Genomic DNA, 22681 nt, shown 5'->3' on the forward strand with positions numbered 1-22681 from the left:
GGGTGCGAGTGGTCGGCGTGCCCGGAAAAGAATGAGGTGAGCAGCTAATGGCACGAAATCAAGGGCGCCATCGGATCGCCCGCAGGACCAAGATCGCGACCGCGTTGCTGGGGTTGTCGATCGCGGTCGGTGGGCTGGTGGTGTCCACCACGACCGGCGACCCCGAACGCGCCGCCGCGGACGAGGCTGACAGGTCGCAGTTCGTGGACATCACCCGGGTCCGGCCGAACGTCGACAAGCCGGAGCCGGGCCGGAACGCCTCCACCGGCTCGTTCACCGTCGACTGCGGCCGGAACGAGAACGGGCATTTCAATCCCGACAACTTCATCGCGCAGCCGGGTGTGCGCAACGGCGCCCAGCATCTGCACGATTACGTCGGAAACCTTTCCACGGACGCGGATTCGGACAACGACAGCCTGCTGGGCGCCGGCACCACTTGTCGCAACGGCGACGAGTCGACGTACTTCTGGCCGGTGGTGCGGATCGACACCGCGGAGGAAGCCCAGGAGCAGCGGCAGGCTGACCGAAACCGGCAGCGGAACGACCAGAACCAGAACGAGAACCAGCAGGACGAGGCGCAGCTGCAAGAACCGGACGCGGACAACGAACTCGCCGGCAACGAGGGGGAGATCCAGCGCCCCGCGGTCGTCGACATCACCTTCAAGGGTAACGCCAGGGAAAAGGTGGAGGAGATGCCGAAGTTCCTCCGGATCCTTTACGGTGACGCGAAAGTCAGCACGAACGGTCCCGCCAACGCGCGGGAGAGCTGGACCTGCACCGGCTTCGAGAACAGGCTCATCAAGCAGTACCCGATCTGCCCCGAGGGCAGTGACGTCAAGCGGGTGCACACGTTCCCGAGCTGTCTCGACGGCGACAACATCGACAGCGAGAACCATCGGGACCACATCAAGTACCCGGACGAGAACGGCGCATGCGCGAACGGCCTGACCGCCGTCCCGGAGCTCACCATCTCGCTGACCTACGCGATCCCCCGGGAAGTCCAGGTCAACGGCCAGTACAAAGTGGACTCCTTCCCGGAGGAGGAGCACAACCCGTTCTCCGACCATGACGATTTCGCGAACGTGATGTCCGACCGGATCATGGATCGCCTCGTCGACTGCGTCAACGAAGGCCGCGAGTGCCGCGAATGACGCCCTGAAGCGGAAGCAGGAACCTGCGAAGAGAAAGGAAGATACCCCGGCCCGGCGGGTCCCCCCTACACCTCACCCATCCGCCGGGCCGGCCCTACCCGGAAACCGATCGACACAACTGAAGAACGCTCCGCAAGCATTCACCCCGTCCTGTCGGCGGCTTCCCTCGGGACGCTCGCCGGCGGGACGCTTTCGGTAGTTTGGTGGCATGGGCGAGCAGAAGGAGCGCATGCTGCGCGGCGAGTTGTACCGGGACAACGACCCTGAACTGGTCGCCGATCGCAGGCGCGCGCAGGCACTCGTCGACCGGTTCAACGGCACGGGCGCCGAGGAGACCGGTGAGCGGGACACGATTCTGCGCGAGCTGCTGGGAAAGCTCGGCGAGGGCTCCTGGATCATGCCGCGGTTCCAGTGCGACTACGGCTATCTGATCGAGATCGGCGCCAACAGCTTCCTCAACTACGACGCCATCCTGCTCGACTGCGCGCCGATCAAGATCGGCTCGGACTGCTCGATCGGCCCGCGCTGCCAGCTGCTGACCGCCCTGCATCCCATGGAGGACCACGAACTGCGGCGGCAACGCTGGGAGTCGGCCGCCCCGATCACCATCGGGGACAACGTCTGGTTCGGCGGTGGGGTCATCGTGTGCGCCGGAGTGACCATCGGGGACGACGTGGTGGTGGGCGCGGGCAGTGTCGTCACGCGTGACCTGCCGTCGAAGGTGTTCGCGGCGGGCAACCCGGCCCGCGTCATCCGGGAGCTCTAGCGGTCCACCGGTGTGATCTTGGTGCGGCGGCTGTGCTCGAACACCATGGAGGTGCGCACGTCGGCCACCTCGGGGCGTTCGGTCAGCTTGTCGATCACGAAGGCGTAGAGGCTGTCGTTGTCGGGCACCGCCACATGCAGGATGAAATCCTCGGTCCCGGTGGTCACGTAGAGCCCGACGAGGTCGGGCAGCGCGTTGACCCAGTTCCGGAAGCCCTCGATGTTGCGCCGTGAGGGCGGGCGCACGCGCACCGCGATGAGCGCCTGCACGCCGCGGCCGATCGACGGCAGGTCCACGTCCAGCAGCGCGCCGCGGATCACGCCGCGTTCCCGCAGCCCGCGGGTGCGGTCCAGCGCGGTGGTCGGCGAAACGCCCACCGCGGCGGCCACTTCGCGGTTGGTCTTCCGTGCGTCCGACTGCAATTGCGCCAGGATCGCCTTATCAAGTTCGTCCAGTCGCGCCATCTCGGCCCTCTCGCCGTATTAAGTACGAACACGGTGGACTCTACTCGTATGTCCTCTTAGCTTGACCTTGTTCATCCGTTGATGTGAGTAGGAGATCAGCTGAATGTCCGAGTACGGTACGGCCATCGGATTCGCCCCCGAGGAGATCGACTTCACCGCGTCCACCCGTTCGGCCCGGTTGAAATGGGTCATCGTGGTCAACAGCGACCTGCCGCCCGGCCGGGCGGTGAACGCGGCGGTCTGCACCGCCGTCGCCACGGCGAAGTCCGTGACCGGGCTCCTGGGAGACGAAGCGGTCGACGCGGACGGCGAGCACTACACGGGTTTGCCCTGGGTCGGTTGCTCGATCCTGTCGGCCGACGCCGCGAAGCTCCGGACCATCCGTGCCAAGGCGGCGGCCTCGCCGGGCTGTCACGTCGCCGACATGCCCGCCGTCGCCCAGCAGATCCGGGTCTACACCGATTTCCTCGCGACGATGAAGGAGATCCCGGCCGAGGAGATGGACTTCTGCGCGATCGGCATCGTCGGCCCGCGCAACCGGATCGACAAGCTGGTCGGGAAACTGCCGCTGATGCCGTGACCGGGTGGCCCCCGGTACAGGTGGTCGTGAGCGGCGATTCGGGTTAGGGCCAATGGTGTCTTGAGTACCCACCGCGGGTGCACGACGACACGCGTGATTGGACGGACGACACGCGTGATTGGACGGACGACACGCGTGATCAGGCGGACGACTCGCGGCGGAACCCCGGCCGTAGTCGTGTCGTCCGTCCAGTCACGCGTGTCGTCCGCCGGATCACGCGTGTCGTCCGATCGGTCACGAGACCCGACCCACCCGGGTCTTACACCGCCTCAAGAACCCACAGCTGTCCCGCGGCCAGCGAAGCCAGAATCAGGCCTCGAGGAGGTCCCGCAGCGCTTCGGTGAACTGGGCGGGATTGCGCTGCGGCGCCAGATGCGCGCCCGGCATCTCCGTGAACGGCAACCCCAGTTCGAGCGCGAGGATCTTCGCGGGCTGGTAGTGGTAGTGCCCTCGGCTGCCGACACCCGCGACGGGGACGATCTCGGTCCTGCTCCGCCGCAGTGCCCGCAGATCGGGAAGGTAGTCGAGGATTTCGGCCAGCTCGCGGCCGAACAGCCGTTTCCAGTCTTCCTCGTTCGGCAGCCGGATCGCGCGCAGCTCGGGCAGCGCGGCGCCGGCGATCCCGTCGGTGAACCGTTTGAACGCCCCCATCAGGTCACCCGCCTGCGCGAGCCGGACCTGCGCGCTGGCCTCGTCGAGCCAGCCGAGCGCGTCCGGCAGCAGCTGGATGGCCGGCGGTTCGTGCGCGACCAGCACCGTCGCCGCGTCCGGGTAACGGGCCACGAGGTCGAGGCCGATCATGGCGCCCGCGCTGGTGCCGAACACGCTCGCGGGGGCGCCCCCGACGTGCTGGAGCACCGCGTGGGCGTCGTCGGCCTGCTTCGGCACGCTGACCGGTCCGGTGCTGGTGTCCGTGCTGCGGAAGTGACCGCGCCGGTCGTAGGTGACGACGGTGTAGTCGTCCGCGAGCAGTTTCGTCATCGCCCGGAAGGTGTCCGCCGAGCCCAGCCCGCCCGCGATCAGGAGCAGAAGCGGCCCTTCGCCGGTGGTGCGGACGTACAGCTCGCCGTCCTCGACCGGACAACGACTCTCCGAGATCATGGCCGAAGTCAAGCACAGCGTGCCCGGACCCTCACTCCGAGGCCAGCCGCCGGAGGATGCCGGTCGCGTCGGCGACGATCGTCTCGATCAGGTCGCCGACCGCGGGCAGGTCGTCGAGCAGGCCGACGACCTGCCCGGATGCCAGCACCCCGGCGCTCCGGTCGCCCTCGACGAGCCCGGCACGCAACAGCATCGGTGTGTTGGCGGCCATCAGGACCTGCGACCACGTCCGGTCGCCACCGCGTTTCATCCGCAGCCCTTCGGTCACCAGCGAGCGCCACGACAGACCGGTCAGCTCGCGGAACTTCGCGGCGTTGCGGGCGGCGCGGGCGAGGCCGCTCACCGGACCGGCGGACTCCAGCGCGTCGACCAGTTCCGTCCGGAGCACGCGATGCGGCATCCCGTCCACCTTCCGGGTGACGACGGTGCCGTTGAGGTCACGGGCGAGGTACGCCTGCTTGATCTCCTCCGGGACGGTGCTTTCCCTCGTCAGGAGGAACCGGGTGCCCATGGCGACACCGGCCGCCCCGTAGGCGAGCGCGGCCGCCAGCCCCCGGCCGTCGAAGAAGCCGCCGGCCGCGACCACCGGGATGTCGACCGCGTCGAGCACCGAAGGCAGCAACAGGGTCGTCGCGACCCCGCCGGTGTGCCCGCCGCCCTCGCCGCCCTGCACGATGACCGCGTCGGCACCCCAGCCCGCGACCTTCTCCGCATGCCTGGCCGCGCCGACCGAAGGCACGACGAGGACGCCGTTGTCCTTGAGCCGCGCGATCATGTCCTTCTTCGGCGCGAGCGCGAAGGACGCGACGCGGACCTCTTCGGTGATGAGCAGCTCGACCCGGCGCGCGGCGTCTTCGGCGTCCGCGCGGAGGTTGACGCCGAACGGCTGAGACGTGCGGCTCTTGACCTCCTTGATGGCCGCCGCCAGTTCGTCGTAGGTCATCGTGGCGGACGCGAGGATGCCGAGACCGCCCGCCTCGGCCGTCGCGGACACCAGCCGCGGCCCGGCGACCCAGCCCATCCCGGTCTGCACGATCGGATGCCGGATCCCGGCCAGTTCGGTCAGCGCGGTCTTCACGACGGGACTTCCTTGTCCCGCAGGGACTTCGGATCCAGGCTGGTGCGGATCAGGAGCAGTTCGGACTCGGTCGGCAGCCGGGATTCGGTGACCCCGTCGGTGATCAGCGGGAACGACGTCGCCTCGACGACCTCGTCCACGGAAACCCCCGGATGCACGGAAAGCAGCCTCGGCGCGTGGTCTTCACCGCCGAAGTCCAGGACGCCGAGGTTGGTGACGACGCGGTGGACGTCGTGATGCCGAAGTCCCGCCTCGCGTGCCCTGGCGTAGCCGACACCGGACACGACGTCGACCTGATCGACGAAGACCCGCTTGCCGTGCCGCGGAACCCAGTAACTCGTGCGGTGGTTGGCCGTGTTGCCCGGCCCGCCCCGCACGCCGAGAAGTTGTTTCTTGGGCCGGGAATGGTCGCCGATCGCCGAGATGTTCTGGTTCCCCTCGCCGTCGATCTGGTTGGCGCCCATCACCACATGCCGTTTTCCGCGCGGCACCACGGTGTCGAGGACCTTGCGGAACGGTTGCCAGCCTTCGATGACGGCGTCCGGCGTCATCAGATACGCCTCACCGTCGGACAGCAGGATGTCCGGCTCGAACGTCAGCCTGGCGAGCCGGGCGCCCAGCGACGGGATGAAGCCCATGGGGCTCACCACGATTTCGCCGTCACCCCGGAACAATTCGGCGCAGGCCACGACAGCCACCTCGGCACGGCTGATGTCACTCATGCGGACTCCCCGAATTCGGCGACGGCCTTCTGGTAGTGCGCTTCGTCGCCGGACAGGAACCTGTCGACGAACTTCGGCCACGCGTCGAGATCCTTGGCCGCTTCGGCGTAGTGACGCTGGAAGAGCTCATCGCGCCCGTAGTCCGGAACGGCGGTGGTGAAATGCGCGCCGTTCGGTGTTTCGGCCACCCCGGTGACGAGCATCCGGCTCAGCAGCAGGCTCTGCACCGGCCCCGCGTCGGTGAGCTCCGCCGTCTCCACGATCTTTTCCGCGGACACGTAACACTTTTCGGCGGCGAGGGCGAACAGTTCGTCGAAGTACGGGTCGGGTCCGAGGTACTGCGCGTTGCCCCGGGCGTCGGCGCGGTTGAGATGGACGAAGGCCGCGTCGAGTTCGAGCGCGGGCACGGCCAGCAGTTCTTCGGCGTCGTCGTACGGCGAGCGGACGGTGCGCAAAGACGGGTTCAGGTCCCTGACGCCGGAGCCGAGGCCCGCCCGCGTCGGAAGGAACGGAAGCCGTTGCGCGGCAGCGGAAAGGCCGGTCCCGAAAACACCTTCGTCGTACTCCGTGACGGTGATCGAGCCGGCTTCCCGTGCCCGGGAGAACCACGGGTCGTAGGGGATCGAGTCCAGGGTGACGAAGCCGAAGACGAGATGCTTGATCTTGCCCGCCGACGCCAGCAGTCCGACGTCCGGGCCGCCGTAGGAGACCACGGTGAGATCCTTGACCGGCGACCGCAGGATCGCGCGCACCAGCGCCATGGGCTTACGTCGTGAGCCCCAGCCACCGATCCCGATCGTCATGCCGTCCCGCAGTTCGGCGGCGATCTCGTCCGGCGTCATCCGCTTGTCGGCCATCACTTCCCCTTACCGTCCAAGAACTCCTGGCGCGCGCCGTCCGAGACGCCCGCGAGGTTGAGTTCGAAGGTGAATCCCTGCTCGAAGCGGTAGCTGCGGTGCACGGGCTGGACGTCGATGCCGTTGATGGCCTGTTTCGCGGCGCGGATCACACGGGTGTCCTTCGCCGCGATCTGCCGCGCGACACCGAGCGCGGTCTCGTCGAGTTCCTCCCGCGAAACCACGGCGTAGACCGAACCGTGGTGGTGCAACTGATCCGCCGTGATCGTCGAAGCCGTGTAATACAGGGCCCGCATCAGATGCTGGGGGACCAGCCGCGAGAGATGGGTCGCCGCGCCGAGCGCGCCGCGATCGACCTCCGGAAGCCCGAAGGTCGCGTCCTCGCTGGCGATCACCACGTCCGCGTTGCCGATCAGGCCGACCCCGCCGCCGAGACAGAAGCCTTGCACCGCGGCGATCACCGGGACGGCGCAGTCGTACACGGCGGAAAACGCCGCCGCGCAACCCTCGTTGGCGCCGATCAGCGCGCCATACCCCGGGTCGCGCTGGATCTCCTTGATGTCGACCCCGGCGTTGAACCCGCGGCCCTCCGCGCGCAGCACCACCACGTGGGTCGCCGGATCGCGTCCGGCGTCGGTGACGGCGGACGCGAGGGCGAACCAACCCTTCACGCTCAGCGCGTTCACCGGGGGCGCGTCGACCGTGACCACGGCGATGCCGGGCTCCGGTGAGTGGGTGGAAACGGTCATCTTGCACCCTCCGCAGCTACCAAACCTAGCACTTGCTTGGTACGTTAGCAGGACGTCCGGCCCGGGTACAGCGACGTGAAGGAGGCCCGGCATGGCACTCGAACTCCGGCTCGACGGCGCCGTGGTGCTGGTGACCGGCGGGGTACGCGGCGTCGGCGCCGGTGTCACCAGGACTTTCCTGCGCGCCGGCGCCGAAGTCGTCACCTGCGCGCGCACCGAACCCGAGCGGCCCGTCTGCGCCGGGGACAGGCCGTCGACGTTCATCTCCTGCGACGTCCGCGACCCGAAAGAGGTCGACGCGCTCGTCGAAGAGGTCGTCCGGCGGCACGGCAGGCTCGACGTCGTGGTCAACAACGCGGGCGGCGCGCCGTACGCCGAGGCGGCGAACGCGTCGCCGCGATTCCACGAGAAGATCGTCGCGCTGAACCTGCTGGCGCCGTTGACCGTCGCCCGCGCGGCGAACGCGATCATGCAGCGGCAGGAAAGCGGCGGCGTCATCGTGAACATCAGCAGTGTCAGCGCGACGAGACCGTCGCCGGGGACGGCGTCCTACGGCGCGGCGAAAGCGGGACTCGACAATTTGACCGCGTCACTCGCCGTCGAATGGGCGCCGAAGGTGCGCGTCAACGCGCTCGACGTCGGCATGGTGCGGACGGAGCACTCGCATCTGCACTACGGCGACGAGGCGGGTATCGAGGCGGTGGGTACGACCGTCCCGTTAGGACGGTTGGCCGACCCGGACGAGATCGGTTCCTGCGCGGTGTTCCTGGCGTCTTCGCTGGCTTCCTACGTCAGCGGCGCGTGCCTGACCGTGCACGGCGGGGGAGAGGTACCCGCCTTCCTCGCCGCTTCCAATTCCCTGGTGAAAGAACGAAAGGAGCCGGTGTGAGCGGGATCGCCGACGGCCGGATCGTGGTGGTGACCGGAGCCGGTCGGGGCATCGGACGGGCGCACGCGCTCGCGTTCGCCACCGAGGGCGCGCGGGTGGTGGTGAACGACCTCGGCGCCGGGATCGACGGAAGCGGAGGATCGGCCGGGCCCGCGCAGGACGTCGTCGACGAGATCGAGGCGCTCGGCGGCAAGGCGGTGGCGAACACCGACGACATCGCGTCGTGGGACGGCGCCGCGGCGCTGGTGCGGACGGCCGTCGAGAGCTTCGGCGGGCTGGACGTCCTGGTCAACAACGCGGGTTTCCTGCGCGATCGGATGCTGGTCAACCTCGGCGAGGACGAGTGGGACGCGGTCATCCGCGTCCACCTGAAGGGGCATTTCGCGCCGACGCGGCACGCCGCCGAATACTGGCGAGCCGAGGCGAAGGCGGGCCGGAAGCGGGCCGCGCGGGTGATCAACACCAGTTCGGGAGCGGGTCTGCTCGGCAGCGTCGGGCAGGGGAACTACGCGGCCGCGAAGTCCGGGATCCTGGGACTCACGCTGGTCGCCGCCACCGAATTCGCGCGCTACGGCGTCACCGTGAACGCGATCGCCCCAGCCGCCCGCACCCGCATGACCGAAGTGGCTTTCGCCAACGACATGGCCGCGCCGGAGGGCGGTTTCGACGCCATGGCACCGGAAAACGTGTCGCCGCTGGTGGTGTGGCTCGGCAGCGAGGAATCGTCCGAGGTCACCGGCCGGGTGTTCGAGGTCGACGGCGGACGCGTCTCGATCGCGCAGGGTTGGCGGCACGGCACGGTGCGGGACAAGGGTTCCCGATGGTCACCCGCCGAACTCGGGCCCGTCGTGGCGGAGCTGCTGGCGGACGCTCCCGAGCCTGAACCCGTTTACGGCGCTTAGGTCTTTCGGGCCAGGAAGGGGTCCTTCCTGTACGGGGCAAGGGGTGAAGGTCGAGTTTCCTCGGCTGAGCCGAGGGAAGGGGGCCTTCACGCGCCTGCGCCCAACACCCCCGCAATCAGCAGGTCCCTGAGACACCCCTGCTGCCGGGGTGGGAGGGTTGCGAAAGCCACTTTCGCAACGTTGAAGGTTGCGAAAGTGGCTTTCGCAACACCACCCGCGCGGCCGCCGTGACTGCAGGTGCCCGGGTGGCGGACAGTCTCAGACCCGGTAGCTCACGAGGCGCCCCGAGCGAGATCCCGGACCTCGGGAAGCCGCCGGAACCCACCCGATTCGTAGGTCGCGACGGCGGCGACGTTGGAACTCGACGTGTTCACACCCGCGCTCGACGAGCCGAGCTCACGGAGCGCCGCCGCCGCGGCGGCGGTGATCGCCCTGCCATGACCGTGCCCGCCATGCTCCCGGTGCACGCCCATCGGTTCCAGCACACCGGGTTTGCCCGGACCCGCCGACCACACGGCCACCGCCGCGACGGCGTCGTCCCGCTCGTCGTAGCCGACCAGGCACCGGGCCTCGGCGTAGGGCGTGCCGGTCGCCATCGTGTGCCACTTCTCGGGGGTGAACTTCGAGCCGTCGAACGCTCCGCGCATCACGTCGGCCCATACGTGGCACTCCTCCGGCCCGATGGTTTCGATCCGCAGATCCGGGGCCTTCACCGGTTCGGTGAGATCGAGGCTCAGCGGTGTCCACGGTTCGCCGGCGCGCCAACCGTGCCCGGGCAGCAGATCCTGGAGCAGCGCGTCCATCGGCGCCTCGACGGCCACTTCCCCGGGCGGCAGCACACCGCGTTCCGGCGCGGCGATGTCTCCGGTCATTCGTCGCGCCAGGTCTTCGTCCCGGCGGACGTCGGGCGCGGTCGTGAGCCGCAGGAGGTCGGCTCCGTCCAGGAGCCCGACGGCGAGGATCCGCCCGTCCCGGCGCCAGATCCGGACCGCCGCGGCCGTGGCCTCGGCCCCCGAACGCCAGAACCAGCCGAGGTCACCAGGATGTATCTGCCAAGCCACGCCTTCGGATTGCCACTCCCGCAGCGCGTCCACGGCCTCGGGCAACCCGTCGGGTCCCGGCTTCTCCAAAGTGATCGCCATGCCGCGATCACACACCACACCGCGATCGGCCGCATCCGGTTTTCGGCGAGGCAAGATGGAGGCGTGAAGTCACTTCAGCGCCGTCTCTGGGAAGCGGTCGAGCCACTGCACGCCGTCGTCTACTTCGCCCCGGAAACGGCGGCCGCGGCCAAGGCGGTGGGACTGCCGAGCTGGTGGATGGGCTACTTCGCCGGCCGGGTCGCACCGCTCGGGCCACTGCCGGAACCGCCCGCGACCGCGATGCTCTTCGGATTCGCCCCGAGGATGGTCGCGCGATCCCTGCCCGACGCGTGGAAATACGCCGAACCCGCGGCCGTGCTCCGGAGCCGGATGGCCGCCGTCGAGGAAGCCCTGAACCGGATCCTGCCCGCCGACGCGCCGCTCGCGGAACTCGCCGATCTCCTGGAACAGGCCGTCGCCGGCGCCGACTACGCGGCCAGGACGCTCGCCGCCGCCTGGTCCTCGGTCACCAGGCCCGCCACGCCCGCCGGCCGGGTGTGGCTCGCGGCGACGGTGTTGCGCGAGCATCGCGGGGACGGTCACGTGCTCTCCGCCGTCGCCGCCGGACTGCGCGGGCTCGACACGACAATGACCCACATCGGCAGCGGAGCGGTGACCCGCGAGGTCATCCAGGTCAACCGCGGCTGGTCCGACGACGAGTGGGACGAGAGCGTCGCGCGGTTGTCCGAACGGGGCATCCTCGACGGCGCCCTGACCCTCACCGCCCCGGGAATCGCGCTGCGCCAACGGATCGAGGACGAAACCGACCGGCTCGCCGCCGGCCCGCTCGAAGCACTCGGCGAGGACGGGGCCGCCGAGGCCGTGCGGATCGCCGTCCCGCTGAGCCGCCGGATCTTCGACGCCGGGGCGATCCCGCTGCCGAATCCGATGGGGGCGCCGCGGCCCTGAGGTCTCGAAACTGTCGGACCCCGGTGGGACGCTGTCCGCATGGCGACGTGGCAGCAGTTCAGTGAAGAGGCACCCGCGCTGGCGGAGAAGATCAAAGAGCGGTTCACCGCGGCGAAGTCGCATGTGCTGGCGACGATCCGGCGGGACGGCTCGCCCAGGGTCAGTGGCAGTGAGGTCGATTTCCGTGAACGGGACCTGCTGATCGGTTCGCTGATCGGCGCGATAAAGGCGAAGGATCTACAGCGCGACGGCAGGTTCGCGATCCACGCCGCCTCGGCGATCGACGAGGGCGGCGCGGACGCGAAGCTGTCGGGAAAGGCCGTCGAGATCACCGATCCGGCGGAGGTCGCCCGCCTGCAGGGCGACGATGGGGAGGCGCACGTCTTCCGGCTCGACCTCACCGAGGCGGTGCTGACCTGGGTCGAGGGCAACACCATCTATTTCGACTTCTGGGAGGAGGGCCAGGGGAGCAAACGGCTCGCGAGGCCGGACAACGGTCCGGTGGTCGAGGTCGCCGTGGGCTAGGCGCTGTCCGGCAAGTCTTGTTCGCGATCTTCGCGTCCAGGCGGTCCTGACTGCATGGGCGGACGCGGCCGAGTACGACCCGGTACGAGGCCGATCCGCCCGCACCGCCAGGAACCACCTGGATCACGAAGCCCATCGAACAGGCTTGGACACAGCCTAGGCGCAAAGGCAGGTGGCGTGTGGCGGTCGCGCGTTCGCGGTCCTCACCCTGAGCGAAACCTCGCGGCCTGGGTGCCTAGATCCGTTCGATGATCGTGCCGGTGGAAAGCGCGCCGCCGGCGCACATCGTCACCAGCGCGGTGCTCGCGTCCCGGCGTTCCAGTTCGTGCAACGCCGTGGTCAGCAGGCGGGCGCCGGTGCTGCCGACGGGATGCCCGAGCGCGATCGCGCCACCGTTCACGTTGACCTTGCCCTCGTCGGGCCGGTGCACCCGCTGCCACGACAACACCACCGAAGCGAACGCCTCGTTGACTTCGAAGAGGTCGAGGTCGCCGATCGCCATCCCCGCCTTGGCCAGGACGCGTTCGGTCGCCTGCACGGGGCCGTCGAGGTGGTAGTACGGCTCCGCGCCGACCAGTGCCTGGGAGACGATCCGCGCTCGTGGCCTGAGGCCCAGTGCCTTGGCGCGGCCCGAGTCCATCAGGAGGAGTGCGGCCGCGCCGTCGGAGATCTGCGACGAGGTCCCGGCCGTGTGCACGCCGCCTTCGAGGACGGGCTTGAGCTTGGCGAGCCCTTCGACGGTCGTCTCGCGGAGTCCTTGGTCGCGGGTCACCAGCCGTGTCTCGCCGGTCGGCGCGCCGTCCTCGCCGAGCACGGGGGCCTTCACCGTGACGACCTCGCGGTCGAAGTGGCCCGCGGCCCACGCGGCGGCGGCCTTGGCCTGGGACTCGGTGCCGAACCGGTCGACGTCCTGCCGGGTGATCCCGCGGCGTTCCGCGATCCGCTCAGCAGCGCCGTACTGGTTGGGCATGTCGATCGACCACGACTCCGGACGGGGCGTGCCGATGCCCTCGCCGCGGTTCGCGCCCAGCGGGACCCGGCTCATCGCCTCGACTCCGCAGGAGACGCCGGCGTCGATCGCACCGGCCGCGATGAGCCCGGCGATCAGGTGTGTCGCCTGCTGCGCCGAGCCGCACTGGGCGTCGATGGTGGTGGCACCCGTGGTCTCGGGGAGCCCGGCGTGCAGCCACGCGGTGCGCGTGACGTTGCCCGCCTGTTCGCCTGCCTGGGTCACGGCGCCGCCGATCGCCTGCTCGACCAGCGCGGGGTCCAGTCCCGCGCGTTCGAGCAGGGCGCGCTGTGCCGCGCCGAGGATCTCGGCGGCATGCAGCCCCGCCAGGTGGCCCCTGCGCTTGCCGACAGGGGTGCGGACCGCCTCGACGATCACCGGACTACCCACGTTCGCCTCCTGGGAACACTGTTCACTACCAAAAAAGTAGAACACGTTCTTGGTTTGAGCAAGTCGCCGCAGGGTTGACCCGATTTTGATCACTGGTCGCAGTTCTTGCTTCTTTCCGGGGTCGCATGCTCCGCGATGACCCAGTTAACGGGTTTCACTAGAAACCCTTCACTTGGTAAACGCCGTATGCTTCAATCGGGTCTAGAACGTGTTTCATTGGCGAACCGCGTAGGAGGTAGCCCGTGGCCGCTCCCCTGATCCCCGCCGGTTTCGATTTCACCGATCCGGATCTTTACGCCACCAGACTGCCTCTGGAGGAGTTCGCCGAACTCCGCCGCACGGCACCGGTCTGGTGGAACCCTCAGCCGCACAACACCGCGGGTTTCCGCGATGACGGCTACTGGGTGGTCAGCCGGCTCGAAGACGTCAAGGCGGTGTCGAGGGACAGCGAGCTGTTCTCCTCCCGGGAGAAGACCGCGATCATCCGGTTCGACGAGAACATGACCGACGACAGTCTCGAAGCCAACCGTCTGGTCCTGCTCAACATGGACGCCCCGCAGCACACGAAGCTACGGCGGATCGTGTCGAAGGGCTTCACGCCGAGGTCGATCTCGAAGCTCGAGGACACCCTGCGCGATCGCGCGGAGCGGATCGTCAGCGAGGCCAAGAAAAAGGGCTCCGGCGACTTCGTCGTCGACGTCGCGTGCGAACTTCCCTTGCAGGCCATCGCCGAACTGCTCGGTATCCCCCAGGAGGACCGGCTCAAGGTCTTCGACTGGTCGAACCAGATGATCGCCTACGACGATCCCGAGTACGAGGTCGAACCGCTCGCCGCCTCCGCGGAGATCGTCGGCTACGCCTGGAACATGGCCGAAGAGCGGCGTAAATGCCCGATGGACGACATCGTCACGAAGCTGGTGCAGGCCGACGTCGACGGTGAGTCACTGGCGTCGGACGAGTTCGGTTTCTTCGTCATCCTGCTCGCCGTCGCGGGCAACGAGACCACGCGCAACGCGATCACCCACGGGATGAAGGCCTTCCTCGATCACCCCGATCAGTGGGAGCTCTACAAGAAGGAGCGGCCGAAGACCGCCCCGGACGAGATCGTCCGCTGGGCCACCCCGGTGGTCGCCTTCCAGCGCACCGCGACCCGGGACACCGAACTCGGCGGGCAGCACATCCGCAAGGGTGACCGGGTCGGGATGTTCTACAGCTCCGCGAACTTCGACCCGGACCACTTCGACGAGCCGGAGAAGTTCGACATCCTCCGCGAGGACAACCCGCACGTCGGCTTCGGCGGCACGGGTTCGCACTACTGCATCGGCGCCAATCTCGCGCGGCTGGAGATCGATCTGATCTTCAACGCCATCGCCGATGTCATGCCGGACATCGCGGAAGTGTCCCCGCCGGACCGGCTCCGGTCGAGCTGGCTCAACGGGATCAAGCACTACCAGGTCCGCTACGCCTGAACCGGTGCCGTGGGGCACCATGGGTCCCCACGTTCAGGTCGACGTCGAAATGTCCTTCCGGGTCACGAAACCCGGCCCCGCCGCGTTCGTGGTCGCGCTCGCGGGCGGGGCCACCCAGGAGGAGTTCGCCTATCCCGCGCCGCCGCGCCAGGTGGCGTTCGAAACGGGACCCGGGCCCAGCTCGTCGACCTGCCGTCCGGGGAGCACGTCGTGCGGTACCGGGCCGAACGCGCGCTCGACCCGGCCGACGCCGAGCCGGTCGGCCAAGACGATCTGATCCGCTACACCAGGCCCAGCCGGTACTGCCCCTCGGACCGGATGGGCGGGCTCGCGCTGTCCCGCTTCGGCGGGCTGCCCGACGCGCGCGCCCAGGTGGAGGCGATCCGGGGCAGGGGTTTGCCGCGACTACGCGCATGTCTGCATCTCGCTGTGCCGCGTGCTCGACATCCCCGCCCGGTTCGCCGCGGTCTACGCGCCCGGACTGTCCCCAATGGACTTCCACGCCGTGTTCGAGGCCGCGATCGGCGGCCGCTGGTACGTGTTCGACGCCACCGGTCTCGCGCCGAGGCAGAGCCTGTGCCGGATCGCGACCGGACGGGACGCCGCCGACACCGCGTTCCTCTCCACCCTCGGCTGTGAGCTGGACTTTCTCGGCAACACCGTGCTGGCGACCGCGGGCCCGTCACTGCCGGAGGACGACGGCTCGGAGCTGATCGCGCTCGCTTGATCGCGTGTTGACCACGAGCCGTGACCTCGCTGAGTGTCTGTTGGTGAACCCGCGTCCGCGATCGACGTCGGCAGGGCACAGCCGGGTGGTCACGCCACATGATGGGTGAACGGGTGCCCTGCCACCGCGATCGCGGGGCCTTCGGCCGGGGCGGGTTCACGCGTTTGGCCGCTTTTGAGGTGAGCCTTCAGCTCCGTCAACAGGCTCTGGGGTAGACATTGGCGTGTGAGGGAGAAGCAAGCACCGACGAAGTGGCAGCGGCTGCGTGCCCGCTACCGCTGGCTGGACCACGTGGCGCGGGCCGTGAACCGCTACATCGAGTACGGCGGTTACCACTACGTCGCGTCGATCACCTATTTCAGCCTGTTCTCGCTGGTGCCCATCCTCATGGTCGCGGTCTCGGTGGCGGGCTTCGTGCTGGCCAGCCAGCCGCAGCTGATCGAGTCGATGCTGAGCGCGATCACCGGCACCTTGCCCGGCGGCCTCGGTGACAAGGCGGGGGAACTGCTCACCGGGTTCGTCGAGCAGCGCACCAGTGTCGGGATCATCGGTCTGATCATCGGGTTGTACTCCGGCTGGAACTGGATGAACGCGCTCCGCGACGCGCTCACCGCGCTCTGGGGCCAGAACCGGTCGGATCTCCCCCTGCTGCGCACGATCGCCGCGGACCTGCTCGCGCTGCTCGGCCTCGCGAGCGCGCTCCTGGTGTCCTTCGCCATCACCATTTCCGGGTCCGCGCTCGGCCGGTACCTGCTGGGGCTGGCCGGGGTCGACGACACCGCCTGGGGCCACAACGTGCTATCGGCGATCTCGATTCCCTTGGCGCTGCTGGCCAACTGGCTCGTGTTCCTCTGGGTGCTCACCCGACTGCCGCGGAAGCCGGTCGGGGTCCGCAGCGCGATGCGGGGCGCGGTCGCGCTGGCGCTGGGCTTCGAACTTCTGAAGCTGGCCGGGGGGATCTACCTGCGGCTGATCGGCGACTCGCCGACCGGGGTCGCGTTCGGCTCCATCATCGGCCTGATCTTCTTCATCTCGCTGGTGGCCCGGATGCTGGTGTTCGTGACAGCCTGGACGGCGACCGCGCGCGACGCCCCGCCGGACCCGGTCCGGCCGCCGCCGCCCGTGGTGGTCCGGCCGGTGGTGGCGGCACCGGACCGGCACGGGCTGAAGCCGGTGCTGGTGGGCGCGGTGACCGGGGTGGTCGCGACGCTGGCCGCGCAACGCCTCCGGCCGCGCCGGCGACCCTGACCGAAGGGAGAATCTCGGATGTCCGGTGCTCGAGTACCGTCGTTCGCGCTCTCCGAACTCGTGGGTTCACGGGTGGACGAGGCACGTTCGAAGTGCGAGGCCGACGGCTTCCAGGTCGAGATCCTCGATCTGGACCGGCCGGGAGCCGTGATACTGAACCTCCGGGCGGATCGAATCCGGTTACGGGTCAGGCGCGGGACGGTCGAGGAAGCCAAGATCGGCTGAAGGATCAGCTCGGTTTGGCCGATCCCACCACCCACATCGAGAAGAACTGCGAACCGCCGCCGTACGCGTGCCCGAGCGCGATCCGCGCGCCGTCGACCTGGTAGTCCCCGGCCCGGCCCATCACCTGTTTGGCGGCTTCGGAGAACCGGAGCATCCCGGACGCGCCGATCGGGTTCGACGACAGCACGCCGCCCGACGGGTTGACGGGCAAGCGGCCGCCGATCGCGGTCTCACCCGCCTCGGTGAGCTTCCAGCCCTGGCCTTCCTCGGTGAAGCCCAGGTTCTCCAGCCACATCGGCTCGAACCACGAGAACGGCACGTAGATTTCGGCGGCGTCCACTTCGGACAGTGGGTCGGTGATCCCCGCGTCCCGCCACAGCGCGGCCGCGGCGTCCCGTCCGGCCTGAGGGTTCACCTGGTCGCGCCCGGCGAACGTGGTCGGTTCGGTGCGCATCGCGGTCGCGTGGATCCACGCCGCGCCACCGGGAACGGCGTCGCCCGCGGCCTCGTCCCCGATCACCATCGCGCACGCGCCGTCCGAAGACGGGCACGTCTCGTCGTAGCGGATCGGGTCCCACAGCATCTGCGACGCCTGCACCGACTCCACCGTGATATCGGACTGCCGCAGGTGAGCGTACGGGTTGAGGGCGCCGTTGCGGCGATCCTTGGCGGCGACGATCGCGCCGACGTGGTCGGGCGCACCGGATCGCCGGATGTACGAGCGCACGTGCGGCGCGAAATAGCCGCCCGCTCCGGCGCCCACCGGCATCTGGAACGGCGGCAGGATCGACAGCCCCCACATGGCGTTCGACTCGGACTGCTTCTCGAACGCCACGGTCAGCACCCGCTTGTGCACGCCGGCCTGCACGAGCGACGCCGCCACGAGCGCGGTCGACCCGCCGACCGAACCGGCGGTGTGCACGCGCAGCAACGGTTTCCCGGTCGCGCCGAGCGCGTCGGCGAGGAACAGTTCGGGCATCATCACGCCCTCGAACAGATCCGGTGCCTTGCCGAGGACGACGGCGTCGATGTCGTCCCAGCCGGTTTGCGCGTCGAGCATCGCCCGGTCGATGGCCTCCCGGAGCAGTCCGGGCATGGACACGTCGGTGCGTTTGGCCTTGTGGTGGGTCTGGCCGGTTCCGAGTACGGCCGCGAGGTGCTTCACGAGAGGACCTCCAAGGTCGCGACCAGGTTCTGCTGGAGGACGGGGCCGCTGGTCGCGTGGGCGAGGGTCTTGCGCGCGCTGCCGTCGAGGATGCGGTTCGCCGCCTCGCCGATCCGTGCCAGCCCCGCGGAGAACATCGGATTGCCGGTCAGGACGCCGCCGGAGGGATTAATCCGCACCCGGTCACCGAGGCCCAGCGCGTCGCGCAGGATCAGTTCCTGATGCGTGAACGGTGCGTGCAGCTCCGCGACTTCGACGCCGTCGAGATCGAGCGCCCGCCCGGCCGCCGCCGTCGAAGGTGACTTGGTGAGGTCCCGGACGCCGAGCGCGGGGGAGTCGACGCGGTGCTCGATCCCGCTGATCACCGCCGGGCTGTCGACGAGGTCCGCCGCCCGCTCGGCCGACGCGAGCACGAGCACGGCGGCGCCGTCGGTGATGGGGGCGATGTCGTGGGCCCGCAAGGGATCCGCGAAGTAGGGGGCGTCCAGCAGTTCGGCGATCTCGACCGTCCCGGAGAGCTGCGCGGCCGGATTGCCGGCGGCGTCCGCACGGCTGCGCGCGGCGACCTCGGCGAGATCCTTTTCCGACCAGAGCCCGGATTCGAGCCCCAGCCTCGCCTGGATCCCGGCGACGCTCACCGAGTCCGGCCAGAGCGGCGCGACGACGTACGGATCCATTTGCAGGGCCAGCACCCGGCGCAGCTGCCCGGCGGAAGACTTGCCGAAGCCGTAGACCAGCGCGGTCTCGACCTCGCCCATCCGGATCTTCAGCCAGGCCTCGTACAACGCCCAGGCGGCGTCCATCTCGACATGCGACTCGTGGATCGGCGGGAAGGCGCCGATGGCGTCGACGGCGGCGATGAACGAGAACGCGCGGCCGGCGAGGTAGTCCGAGGAACCCGAGCACCAGAACCCGATGTCCTCTTTGGACAGACCGGTCCGCTCGAAGACCTCGGCGAAGATCGGCACCAGCATTTCCACGCCGTTGGTGGTGCCCGGGGTGCTGCGGACGTTGGGGGCCTGCGCGAAGCCCACGACTGCTACATCTGGCACGGTGGTCCTCACAGATGGTGGGCGAAGGATTCGTACGGCGCGTCGGGCTCGCCGGTCGGTTCGAAATGGCCGATGTTCTCCAACGACGTCCACCATTCGTCCCGTGGCTTCCACGCGGCCCGGACCCGCATGCCCATCCGGACCTCGGCGGCGTCGCAGCCGAGGACCAGGTGCAGGAACGCGATGTCCGCGCCGTCGAGCAGAATGTACGCGGCCACGTACGGCGGTTTGATCTTCTGGCCGAGGAACGGCACGTTCACGATGCAGAACGTCGTCACGATGCCGGTGTCGGGCAGTTCGACCTCGTCGGTGGTCGGGACGCCGTCGGTCGGGCAGGCGCCGCGCGGCGGGATGTAGACCTTTTCGCAGGACGGGCAGCGCTGGCCGATCAGCTTCCCCTCGGCGAGCCCGCGCAGGTACCGGCTTTCTTCCGGTGACGCGGAATGCTCGTAGCGCAGGTGGATCGGCGTGATCACCACGCTGACCGGCGCGCCTTCTTCGCGTTTCGCGACCGGAGGAGGCGCCTCGGTGACTTCGGTGTCGGGCCCGTCGGCGGGGACGAAGTAGGCGATGTCGCGGATGTGGCCGACGGTCTCGTCCGCCCAGCGGATCCGGACCCGTTGTCCGCTGTGGACACTCGAGGGAGAGCCGGCGTCGACCGCGTGCAGGAGTGGGGTGTCGGCGCCGTCGAGCCGGATCAGCGCCCACGCGAACGGCCGCGACAACGGCTGGCCGTCGACGGGCTCGGCGATCCAGGACCAGGAGACGATCACGCCCTCGGACGCCACCGGCACGAAGTCGGACAGCGCCTCGGCGGTCACGGGATCGTATTCCAGCGGTGGCACGTGGACGCGGCCGTCGCTGCCCCGGACACCTTCGACGCGGCGCTCGCGCAGGGCGTTGACGAACCGGCCGAGCACCGGGCCGACCGAACGCGTGTAGTCAAAGCCCACGTTGAGCGGGGCCGACAGCGGGAGTTCAGGTGCGCTCACATTCTGAGTGAAACACGTTCTCGATTTTCGGGCAAGACTGGTCATCTGGGCCTTGCTGACGGTTGCTCTTGAGTGGAACGCGTTCTAGATTTGTGGGTATGTCGACTGCCACCGGGACACTTGGGGTCTGGAACATCGCCGAACGCCAGCCGGAGCGGGTCGCACTCGTCGATCCGGACGGCCGCTCCCTCGGATACGGGGAGCTCGCCGCGAAAGCGAACGCGTACGCGCGGGGGCTGCAAGCCCTCGGGCTCGAGGCCGGCGACGTGGTCGTCGTCCTGCAGCCCAACGGCGAGGAACTCGTCGCGGCCTATTTCGCCGCCATCCAGTCCGGTCTGTACATCGTGGTGGTCAACTGGCATCTCGTCGGGCCGGAGGTCGCCTACATCCTGTCCGACAGCGGCGCCAAGGCCTTCCTCGCGCACGAACGCTTCGCCGACGTCGCGATCGCGGCCGCCGACGAGGCCGGGATCCCGGAACGCGGGCGGTTCGCCGTCGGCGACGTCGAGGGCTTCCGCCGGATCGAGGAACTCGGTTCCGGCGAGGGCGACGGGCGTCCGGGGCGGCGCACGGCGGGCTCGCCGATGCTCTACACGTCGGGTACCACGGGACGGCCCAAGGGGGTCCGCCGTCCGCTGACCGGCGCCGACCCCGACTCCGTTCCCGGCGCGTCGACGTGGTTCTTCGGCATCTTCGGGCTCGCGCCGCACGACGATCACGTGCACCTGTGCGGGTCGCCGCTCTATCACACGGCGGTGCTGAACTTCGTCGCGATTTCCTTGCAGCTGGGGCATACCGCGGTGCTGATGGACCGGTGGGACGCCGAGGACATGCTGCGGCTGATCGAGCGGCATCGCGTCACGCACAGCCACATGGTCCCGACGCAGTTCCGCCGTCTGCTCGCGCTGCCGGACGACGTCCGCGCGGTCTACGACCTGAGTTCGCTGCGCGTGATGATCCACGGCGCCGCGCCCTGTCCGCTGGAGGTCAAACGCCGGATGCTCGACTGGTGGGGCCCGGTCGTCACCGAGTACTACGCGGCCACCGAAGGCGGCGGGACGGCGATCTCGGGGGAGGAATGGCTCAGGAAACCGGGTTCGGTGGGGCTGCCGTGGCCGGGTTCGACGATCAGGATCCTCGACGACGAGGGCACGGAACTGCCCGCCGGCGAGACCGGCACGGTGTACATGAAGATGGGCGACTCGAAATTCGAGTACCACAAGGACCGGGCCAAGACGGACAAGGCGCGGGTCGGGGACCTGTTCACCCTCGGCGACGTCGGGCATCTCGACGAGGACGGCTATCTCTTCCTGCACGACCGCAAGGCGGATCTGATCATCTCGGGCGGGGTCAACATCTACCCGGCGGAGATCGAGGGCGAACTGGTGATGCACCCGAAGATCGCCGACGTCGCGGTGTTCGGCGTCCCGCACGAGGACTGGGGTGAGGCGATCAAGGCCGTCGTCCAGCCGGCGGACGGCGTCGAGCCCTCCGAGGAGCTGACCGCGGAGATCCTGGAGTACGCGGGGTCGCGGCTGGCGAAGTTCAAGCTCCCGCGTTCCGTCGACTACTTGCCTGAACTCCCGCGCGACCCGAACGGGAAGCTCTACAAGCGCAAGCTTCGCGACCCCTACTGGGAAGGCCACCCCGTCCCCTGACCGCGTTTCGTCCTCTGAACGCGGTAGTTCACTCCCGAACTACCGCATCCAGAGGACGAAACGCGGGGGTCAGCGGCCACGGAAGACGGGCTTGCGCTTCTCGGCGAACGCGCGGGGGCCTTCCTTCGCGTCTTCGCTCGCGAAGACCTCGATGCCGTACTGGGCGTCGAGCTTGAAGGCCTCTTCCTCGTGCATGCCCTCGGTGTCGCGCATCGTCTTGAGGATCGCGCGGACCGCCAGCGGGCCGTTCGCGGAGATGAGGCCCGCGAGTTCGAGTGCCTTGTCCAGGGCCCTCCCGTCGGGGACGACGTGGCCGATCAGGCCGATCTCCAGTGCCTCGGCCGCCTTGATGTGCCGCCCGGTCAGCAGCAGGTCGGCGGCGACGGTGTACGGGATCTGGCGGGGGAGCCGCACGGCCGAACCTCCCATCGGGAACAGGCTCCACCGCGCCTCGGAAACGCCGAACTTCGCGCTCTCGCCCGCGACGCGGATGTCCGTACCCTGCAGGATCTCCGTCCCGCCCGCGATCGCGGCGCCCTCCACGGCCGCGATCAACGGCTTCGTCAGCCGGCGACCCTTGAGCAGGCCCTCGATCTTGCTGGGGTCGAACGTGCCCTTCTCGAACGAGTCCGACGGCGAGTTCTTCGACATCGACTTCAGATCCGCGCCCGCGCAGAACGCGCCGCCCGCACCGGTGAGCACACAGCACCGGATGTCGTCGTCCTCGTCGACCCGGTTCCACGCCTCGACCATGATCCCGAGCATCTCGCCGCTGAGCGCGTTGCGGGCCTCCGGCCGGTTCATCGTGACCACGAGGGTGTGTTCGATCTTTTCCACCAGCGCGTGCGGTTCGCCCACCGGGACCTCCGTCAAAAGAGCGGCCATTGCCCGGAACGATAACATGTTCTACT

General features: G+C 69.0%; 23 protein-coding genes and 1 pseudogene. 12 read left to right on the forward strand and 12 right to left on the reverse strand.

The genetic code is table 11. From position 1 onward, the window contains the following. Window positions 1-47 precede the first annotated feature (47 nt). Together ACLJQ7_RS17305 and ACLJQ7_RS17310 are read left to right on the forward strand one after the other, a co-directional pair. Entirely contained in the window at window positions 48-1151 is a 1104-nt protein-coding gene (locus tag ACLJQ7_RS17305; protein ID WP_410649235.1) for a DUF1996 domain-containing protein, read from the forward strand. A gap of 208 nt (window positions 1152-1359) precedes the next feature. Beyond that, window positions 1360-1917 carry a sugar O-acetyltransferase gene (locus ACLJQ7_RS17310; protein WP_410649236.1) on the forward strand — a complete coding sequence of 186 codons (558 nt, stop codon included), beginning with the start codon at window positions 1360-1362 and terminating at the stop codon, window positions 1915-1917. Here ACLJQ7_RS17310 and ACLJQ7_RS17315 read toward each other — a convergent pair. Further along, a complete protein-coding gene (locus ACLJQ7_RS17315; protein ID WP_034317178.1) occupies window positions 1914-2381 on the reverse strand; it encodes an Lrp/AsnC family transcriptional regulator in 468 nt (155 codons plus the stop codon). The genes ACLJQ7_RS17310 and ACLJQ7_RS17315 overlap by 4 nt on opposite strands. 103 nt (window positions 2382-2484) lie before the next feature. On the opposite strand from ACLJQ7_RS17315, the gene ACLJQ7_RS17320 reads away from it, so the two are divergent. Next, the gene (locus ACLJQ7_RS17320) at window positions 2485-2961 is read left to right on the forward strand and encodes a DUF2000 domain-containing protein (protein WP_410649237.1); all 477 of its coding nucleotides are present in this window, start codon (window positions 2485-2487) and stop codon (window positions 2959-2961) included. A 309-nt stretch (window positions 2962-3270) separates the two neighbouring features. Here ACLJQ7_RS17320 and ACLJQ7_RS17325 read toward each other — a convergent pair whose 3' ends face one another. The 5 genes from ACLJQ7_RS17325 to ACLJQ7_RS17345 are packed head-to-tail and all read right to left on the reverse strand — an operon-like array spanning window position 3271 to window position 7468. Then, entirely contained in the window at window positions 3271-4062 is a 792-nt protein-coding gene (locus ACLJQ7_RS17325; protein WP_410649238.1) for an alpha/beta fold hydrolase, read from the reverse strand. A gap of 31 nt (window positions 4063-4093) precedes the next feature. Then, on the reverse strand, window positions 4094-5140 hold the full coding sequence (locus ACLJQ7_RS17330; protein ID WP_410649239.1) for an NAD(P)H-dependent flavin oxidoreductase: 1047 nt from the start codon (window positions 5138-5140) through the stop codon (window positions 4094-4096). Then, on the reverse strand, window positions 5137-5862 hold the full coding sequence (locus ACLJQ7_RS17335; RefSeq protein WP_410649240.1) for a CoA-transferase subunit beta: 726 nt from the start codon (window positions 5860-5862) through the stop codon (window positions 5137-5139). The genes ACLJQ7_RS17330 and ACLJQ7_RS17335 overlap by 4 nt, the downstream gene beginning before the upstream one ends. After that, a complete protein-coding gene (locus ACLJQ7_RS17340; RefSeq protein ID WP_410649241.1) occupies window positions 5859-6719 on the reverse strand; it encodes a CoA transferase subunit A in 861 nt (286 codons plus the stop codon). Before ACLJQ7_RS17340 ends, ACLJQ7_RS17335 begins: the two co-directional genes overlap by 4 nt. Then, window positions 6719-7468, reverse strand: a complete 750-nt coding sequence (locus tag ACLJQ7_RS17345; protein WP_410649242.1) for an enoyl-CoA hydratase family protein — start codon at window positions 7466-7468, stop codon at window positions 6719-6721. The genes ACLJQ7_RS17340 and ACLJQ7_RS17345 overlap by 1 nt, the downstream gene beginning before the upstream one ends. Before the next feature lie 91 nt (window positions 7469-7559). Here ACLJQ7_RS17345 and ACLJQ7_RS17350 point away from each other — a divergent pair, with 91 nt between their 5' ends. Together ACLJQ7_RS17350 and ACLJQ7_RS17355 are read left to right on the forward strand one after the other, a co-directional pair. Next, window positions 7560-8357, forward strand: a complete 798-nt coding sequence (locus tag ACLJQ7_RS17350) for an SDR family oxidoreductase (protein WP_410649243.1) — start codon at window positions 7560-7562, stop codon at window positions 8355-8357. Next, window positions 8354-9259, forward strand: coding sequence for an SDR family oxidoreductase (locus tag ACLJQ7_RS17355; protein WP_410649244.1), 906 nt, complete (start codon window positions 8354-8356; stop codon window positions 9257-9259). Before ACLJQ7_RS17350 ends, ACLJQ7_RS17355 begins: the two co-directional genes overlap by 4 nt. 272 nt (window positions 9260-9531) lie before the next feature. Here the strand turns inward: ACLJQ7_RS17355 and ACLJQ7_RS17360 are convergent, their stop codons facing one another. Further along, window positions 9532-10401, reverse strand: a complete 870-nt coding sequence (locus ACLJQ7_RS17360) for a GNAT family N-acetyltransferase (protein WP_410649245.1) — start codon at window positions 10399-10401, stop codon at window positions 9532-9534. Between the two features lie 63 nt (window positions 10402-10464). Between ACLJQ7_RS17360 and ACLJQ7_RS17365 the strand changes: the two genes are divergently transcribed. Both ACLJQ7_RS17365 and ACLJQ7_RS17370 read left to right on the forward strand, forming a co-directional pair. After that, window positions 10465-11310 (forward strand): SCO6745 family protein, encoded by an 846-nt coding sequence (locus ACLJQ7_RS17365; RefSeq protein WP_410649246.1) that lies wholly within the window; start codon window positions 10465-10467, stop codon window positions 11308-11310. A 39-nt stretch (window positions 11311-11349) separates the two neighbouring features. Then, a complete protein-coding gene (locus ACLJQ7_RS17370; protein ID WP_410649247.1) occupies window positions 11350-11835 on the forward strand; it encodes a pyridoxamine 5'-phosphate oxidase family protein in 486 nt (161 codons plus the stop codon). Between the two features lie 235 nt (window positions 11836-12070). On the opposite strand, the gene ACLJQ7_RS17375 is transcribed toward ACLJQ7_RS17370, so the two are convergent. Next, window positions 12071-13234: a steroid 3-ketoacyl-CoA thiolase gene (locus ACLJQ7_RS17375; RefSeq protein ID WP_410649248.1), complete on the reverse strand. Its 1164-nt coding sequence runs from the start codon at window positions 13232-13234 to the stop codon at window positions 12071-12073. 242 nt (window positions 13235-13476) lie between these two features. Between ACLJQ7_RS17375 and ACLJQ7_RS17380 the strand changes: the two genes are divergently transcribed. From ACLJQ7_RS17380 to ACLJQ7_RS17395, 4 genes and pseudogenes are all read left to right on the forward strand, one after another. Next, a complete protein-coding gene (locus ACLJQ7_RS17380) occupies window positions 13477-14703 on the forward strand; it encodes a cytochrome P450 (protein ID WP_410649249.1) in 1227 nt (408 codons plus the stop codon). 19 nt (window positions 14704-14722) lie between these two features. Beyond that, window positions 14723-15430: pseudogene (locus ACLJQ7_RS17385) on the forward strand (transglutaminase-like domain-containing protein). Window positions 15431-15655: 225 nt separating this feature from the next. Beyond that, window positions 15656-16678, forward strand: a complete 1023-nt coding sequence (locus ACLJQ7_RS17390; protein WP_410649250.1) for a YhjD/YihY/BrkB family envelope integrity protein — start codon at window positions 15656-15658, stop codon at window positions 16676-16678. An 18-nt stretch (window positions 16679-16696) separates the two neighbouring features. Next, window positions 16697-16903, forward strand: coding sequence for a hypothetical protein (locus ACLJQ7_RS17395; RefSeq protein WP_410649251.1), 207 nt, complete (start codon window positions 16697-16699; stop codon window positions 16901-16903). Between the two features lie 4 nt (window positions 16904-16907). Here ACLJQ7_RS17395 and ACLJQ7_RS17400 read toward each other — a convergent pair whose 3' ends face one another. From ACLJQ7_RS17400 to ACLJQ7_RS17410, 3 genes are read right to left on the reverse strand one after another with little or no spacing between them, the layout of a single operon-like run. Then, window positions 16908-18068 (reverse strand): thiolase domain-containing protein, encoded by a 1161-nt coding sequence (locus tag ACLJQ7_RS17400; protein WP_410649252.1) that lies wholly within the window; start codon window positions 18066-18068, stop codon window positions 16908-16910. Beyond that, window positions 18065-19120 carry a thiolase domain-containing protein gene (locus ACLJQ7_RS17405; protein WP_410649253.1) on the reverse strand — a complete coding sequence of 352 codons (1056 nt, stop codon included), beginning with the start codon at window positions 19118-19120 and terminating at the stop codon, window positions 18065-18067. The genes ACLJQ7_RS17400 and ACLJQ7_RS17405 overlap by 4 nt, the downstream gene beginning before the upstream one ends. A gap of 8 nt (window positions 19121-19128) precedes the next feature. Further along, window positions 19129-20157, reverse strand: a complete 1029-nt coding sequence (locus ACLJQ7_RS17410; protein ID WP_410649254.1) for a Zn-ribbon domain-containing OB-fold protein — start codon at window positions 20155-20157, stop codon at window positions 19129-19131. 53 nt (window positions 20158-20210) lie between these two features. On the opposite strand from ACLJQ7_RS17410, the gene ACLJQ7_RS17415 reads away from it, so the two are divergent. Beyond that, window positions 20211-21770 carry an acyl-CoA synthetase gene (locus ACLJQ7_RS17415; RefSeq protein ID WP_410649255.1) on the forward strand — a complete coding sequence of 520 codons (1560 nt, stop codon included), beginning with the start codon at window positions 20211-20213 and terminating at the stop codon, window positions 21768-21770. A gap of 69 nt (window positions 21771-21839) precedes the next feature. Here the strand turns inward: ACLJQ7_RS17415 and ACLJQ7_RS17420 are convergent, their stop codons facing one another. Then, a complete protein-coding gene (locus tag ACLJQ7_RS17420; protein ID WP_410649795.1) occupies window positions 21840-22628 on the reverse strand; it encodes a crotonase/enoyl-CoA hydratase family protein in 789 nt (262 codons plus the stop codon). Window positions 22629-22681 lie beyond the last annotated feature (53 nt).

The organism is Amycolatopsis sp. cmx-4-54 (genome assembly GCF_046548895.1).
Classification (GTDB): domain Bacteria; phylum Actinomycetota; class Actinomycetes; order Mycobacteriales; family Pseudonocardiaceae; genus Amycolatopsis.

Coding starts and splice junctions, on each gene's coding strand:
- ACLJQ7_RS17305 (WP_410649235.1), top strand. CDS start 48: ATGGCACGAAATCAAGGGCGCCATCGGATCGCCCGCAGGACCAAGATC.
- ACLJQ7_RS17415 (WP_410649255.1), top strand. CDS start 20,211: ATGTCGACTGCCACCGGGACACTTGGGGTCTGGAACATCGCCGAACGC.
- ACLJQ7_RS17350 (WP_410649243.1), top strand. CDS start 7,560: ATGGCACTCGAACTCCGGCTCGACGGCGCCGTGGTGCTGGTGACCGGC.
- ACLJQ7_RS17315 (WP_034317178.1), bottom strand. CDS start 2,381: ATGGCGCGACTGGACGAACTTGATAAGGCGATCCTGGCGCAATTGCAG.
- ACLJQ7_RS17410 (WP_410649254.1), bottom strand. CDS start 20,157: ATGACCAGTCTTGCCCGAAAATCGAGAACGTGTTTCACTCAGAATGTG.
- ACLJQ7_RS17370 (WP_410649247.1), top strand. CDS start 11,350: ATGGCGACGTGGCAGCAGTTCAGTGAAGAGGCACCCGCGCTGGCGGAG.
- ACLJQ7_RS17310 (WP_410649236.1), top strand. CDS start 1,360: ATGGGCGAGCAGAAGGAGCGCATGCTGCGCGGCGAGTTGTACCGGGAC.
- ACLJQ7_RS17340 (WP_410649241.1), bottom strand. CDS start 6,719: ATGGCCGACAAGCGGATGACGCCGGACGAGATCGCCGCCGAACTGCGG.
- ACLJQ7_RS17320 (WP_410649237.1), top strand. CDS start 2,485: ATGTCCGAGTACGGTACGGCCATCGGATTCGCCCCCGAGGAGATCGAC.
- ACLJQ7_RS17360 (WP_410649245.1), bottom strand. CDS start 10,401: ATGGCGATCACTTTGGAGAAGCCGGGACCCGACGGGTTGCCCGAGGCC.
- ACLJQ7_RS17345 (WP_410649242.1), bottom strand. CDS start 7,468: ATGACCGTTTCCACCCACTCACCGGAGCCCGGCATCGCCGTGGTCACG.
- ACLJQ7_RS17395 (WP_410649251.1), top strand. CDS start 16,697: ATGTCCGGTGCTCGAGTACCGTCGTTCGCGCTCTCCGAACTCGTGGGT.
- ACLJQ7_RS17335 (WP_410649240.1), bottom strand. CDS start 5,862: ATGAGTGACATCAGCCGTGCCGAGGTGGCTGTCGTGGCCTGCGCCGAA.
- ACLJQ7_RS17325 (WP_410649238.1), bottom strand. CDS start 4,062: ATGATCTCGGAGAGTCGTTGTCCGGTCGAGGACGGCGAGCTGTACGTC.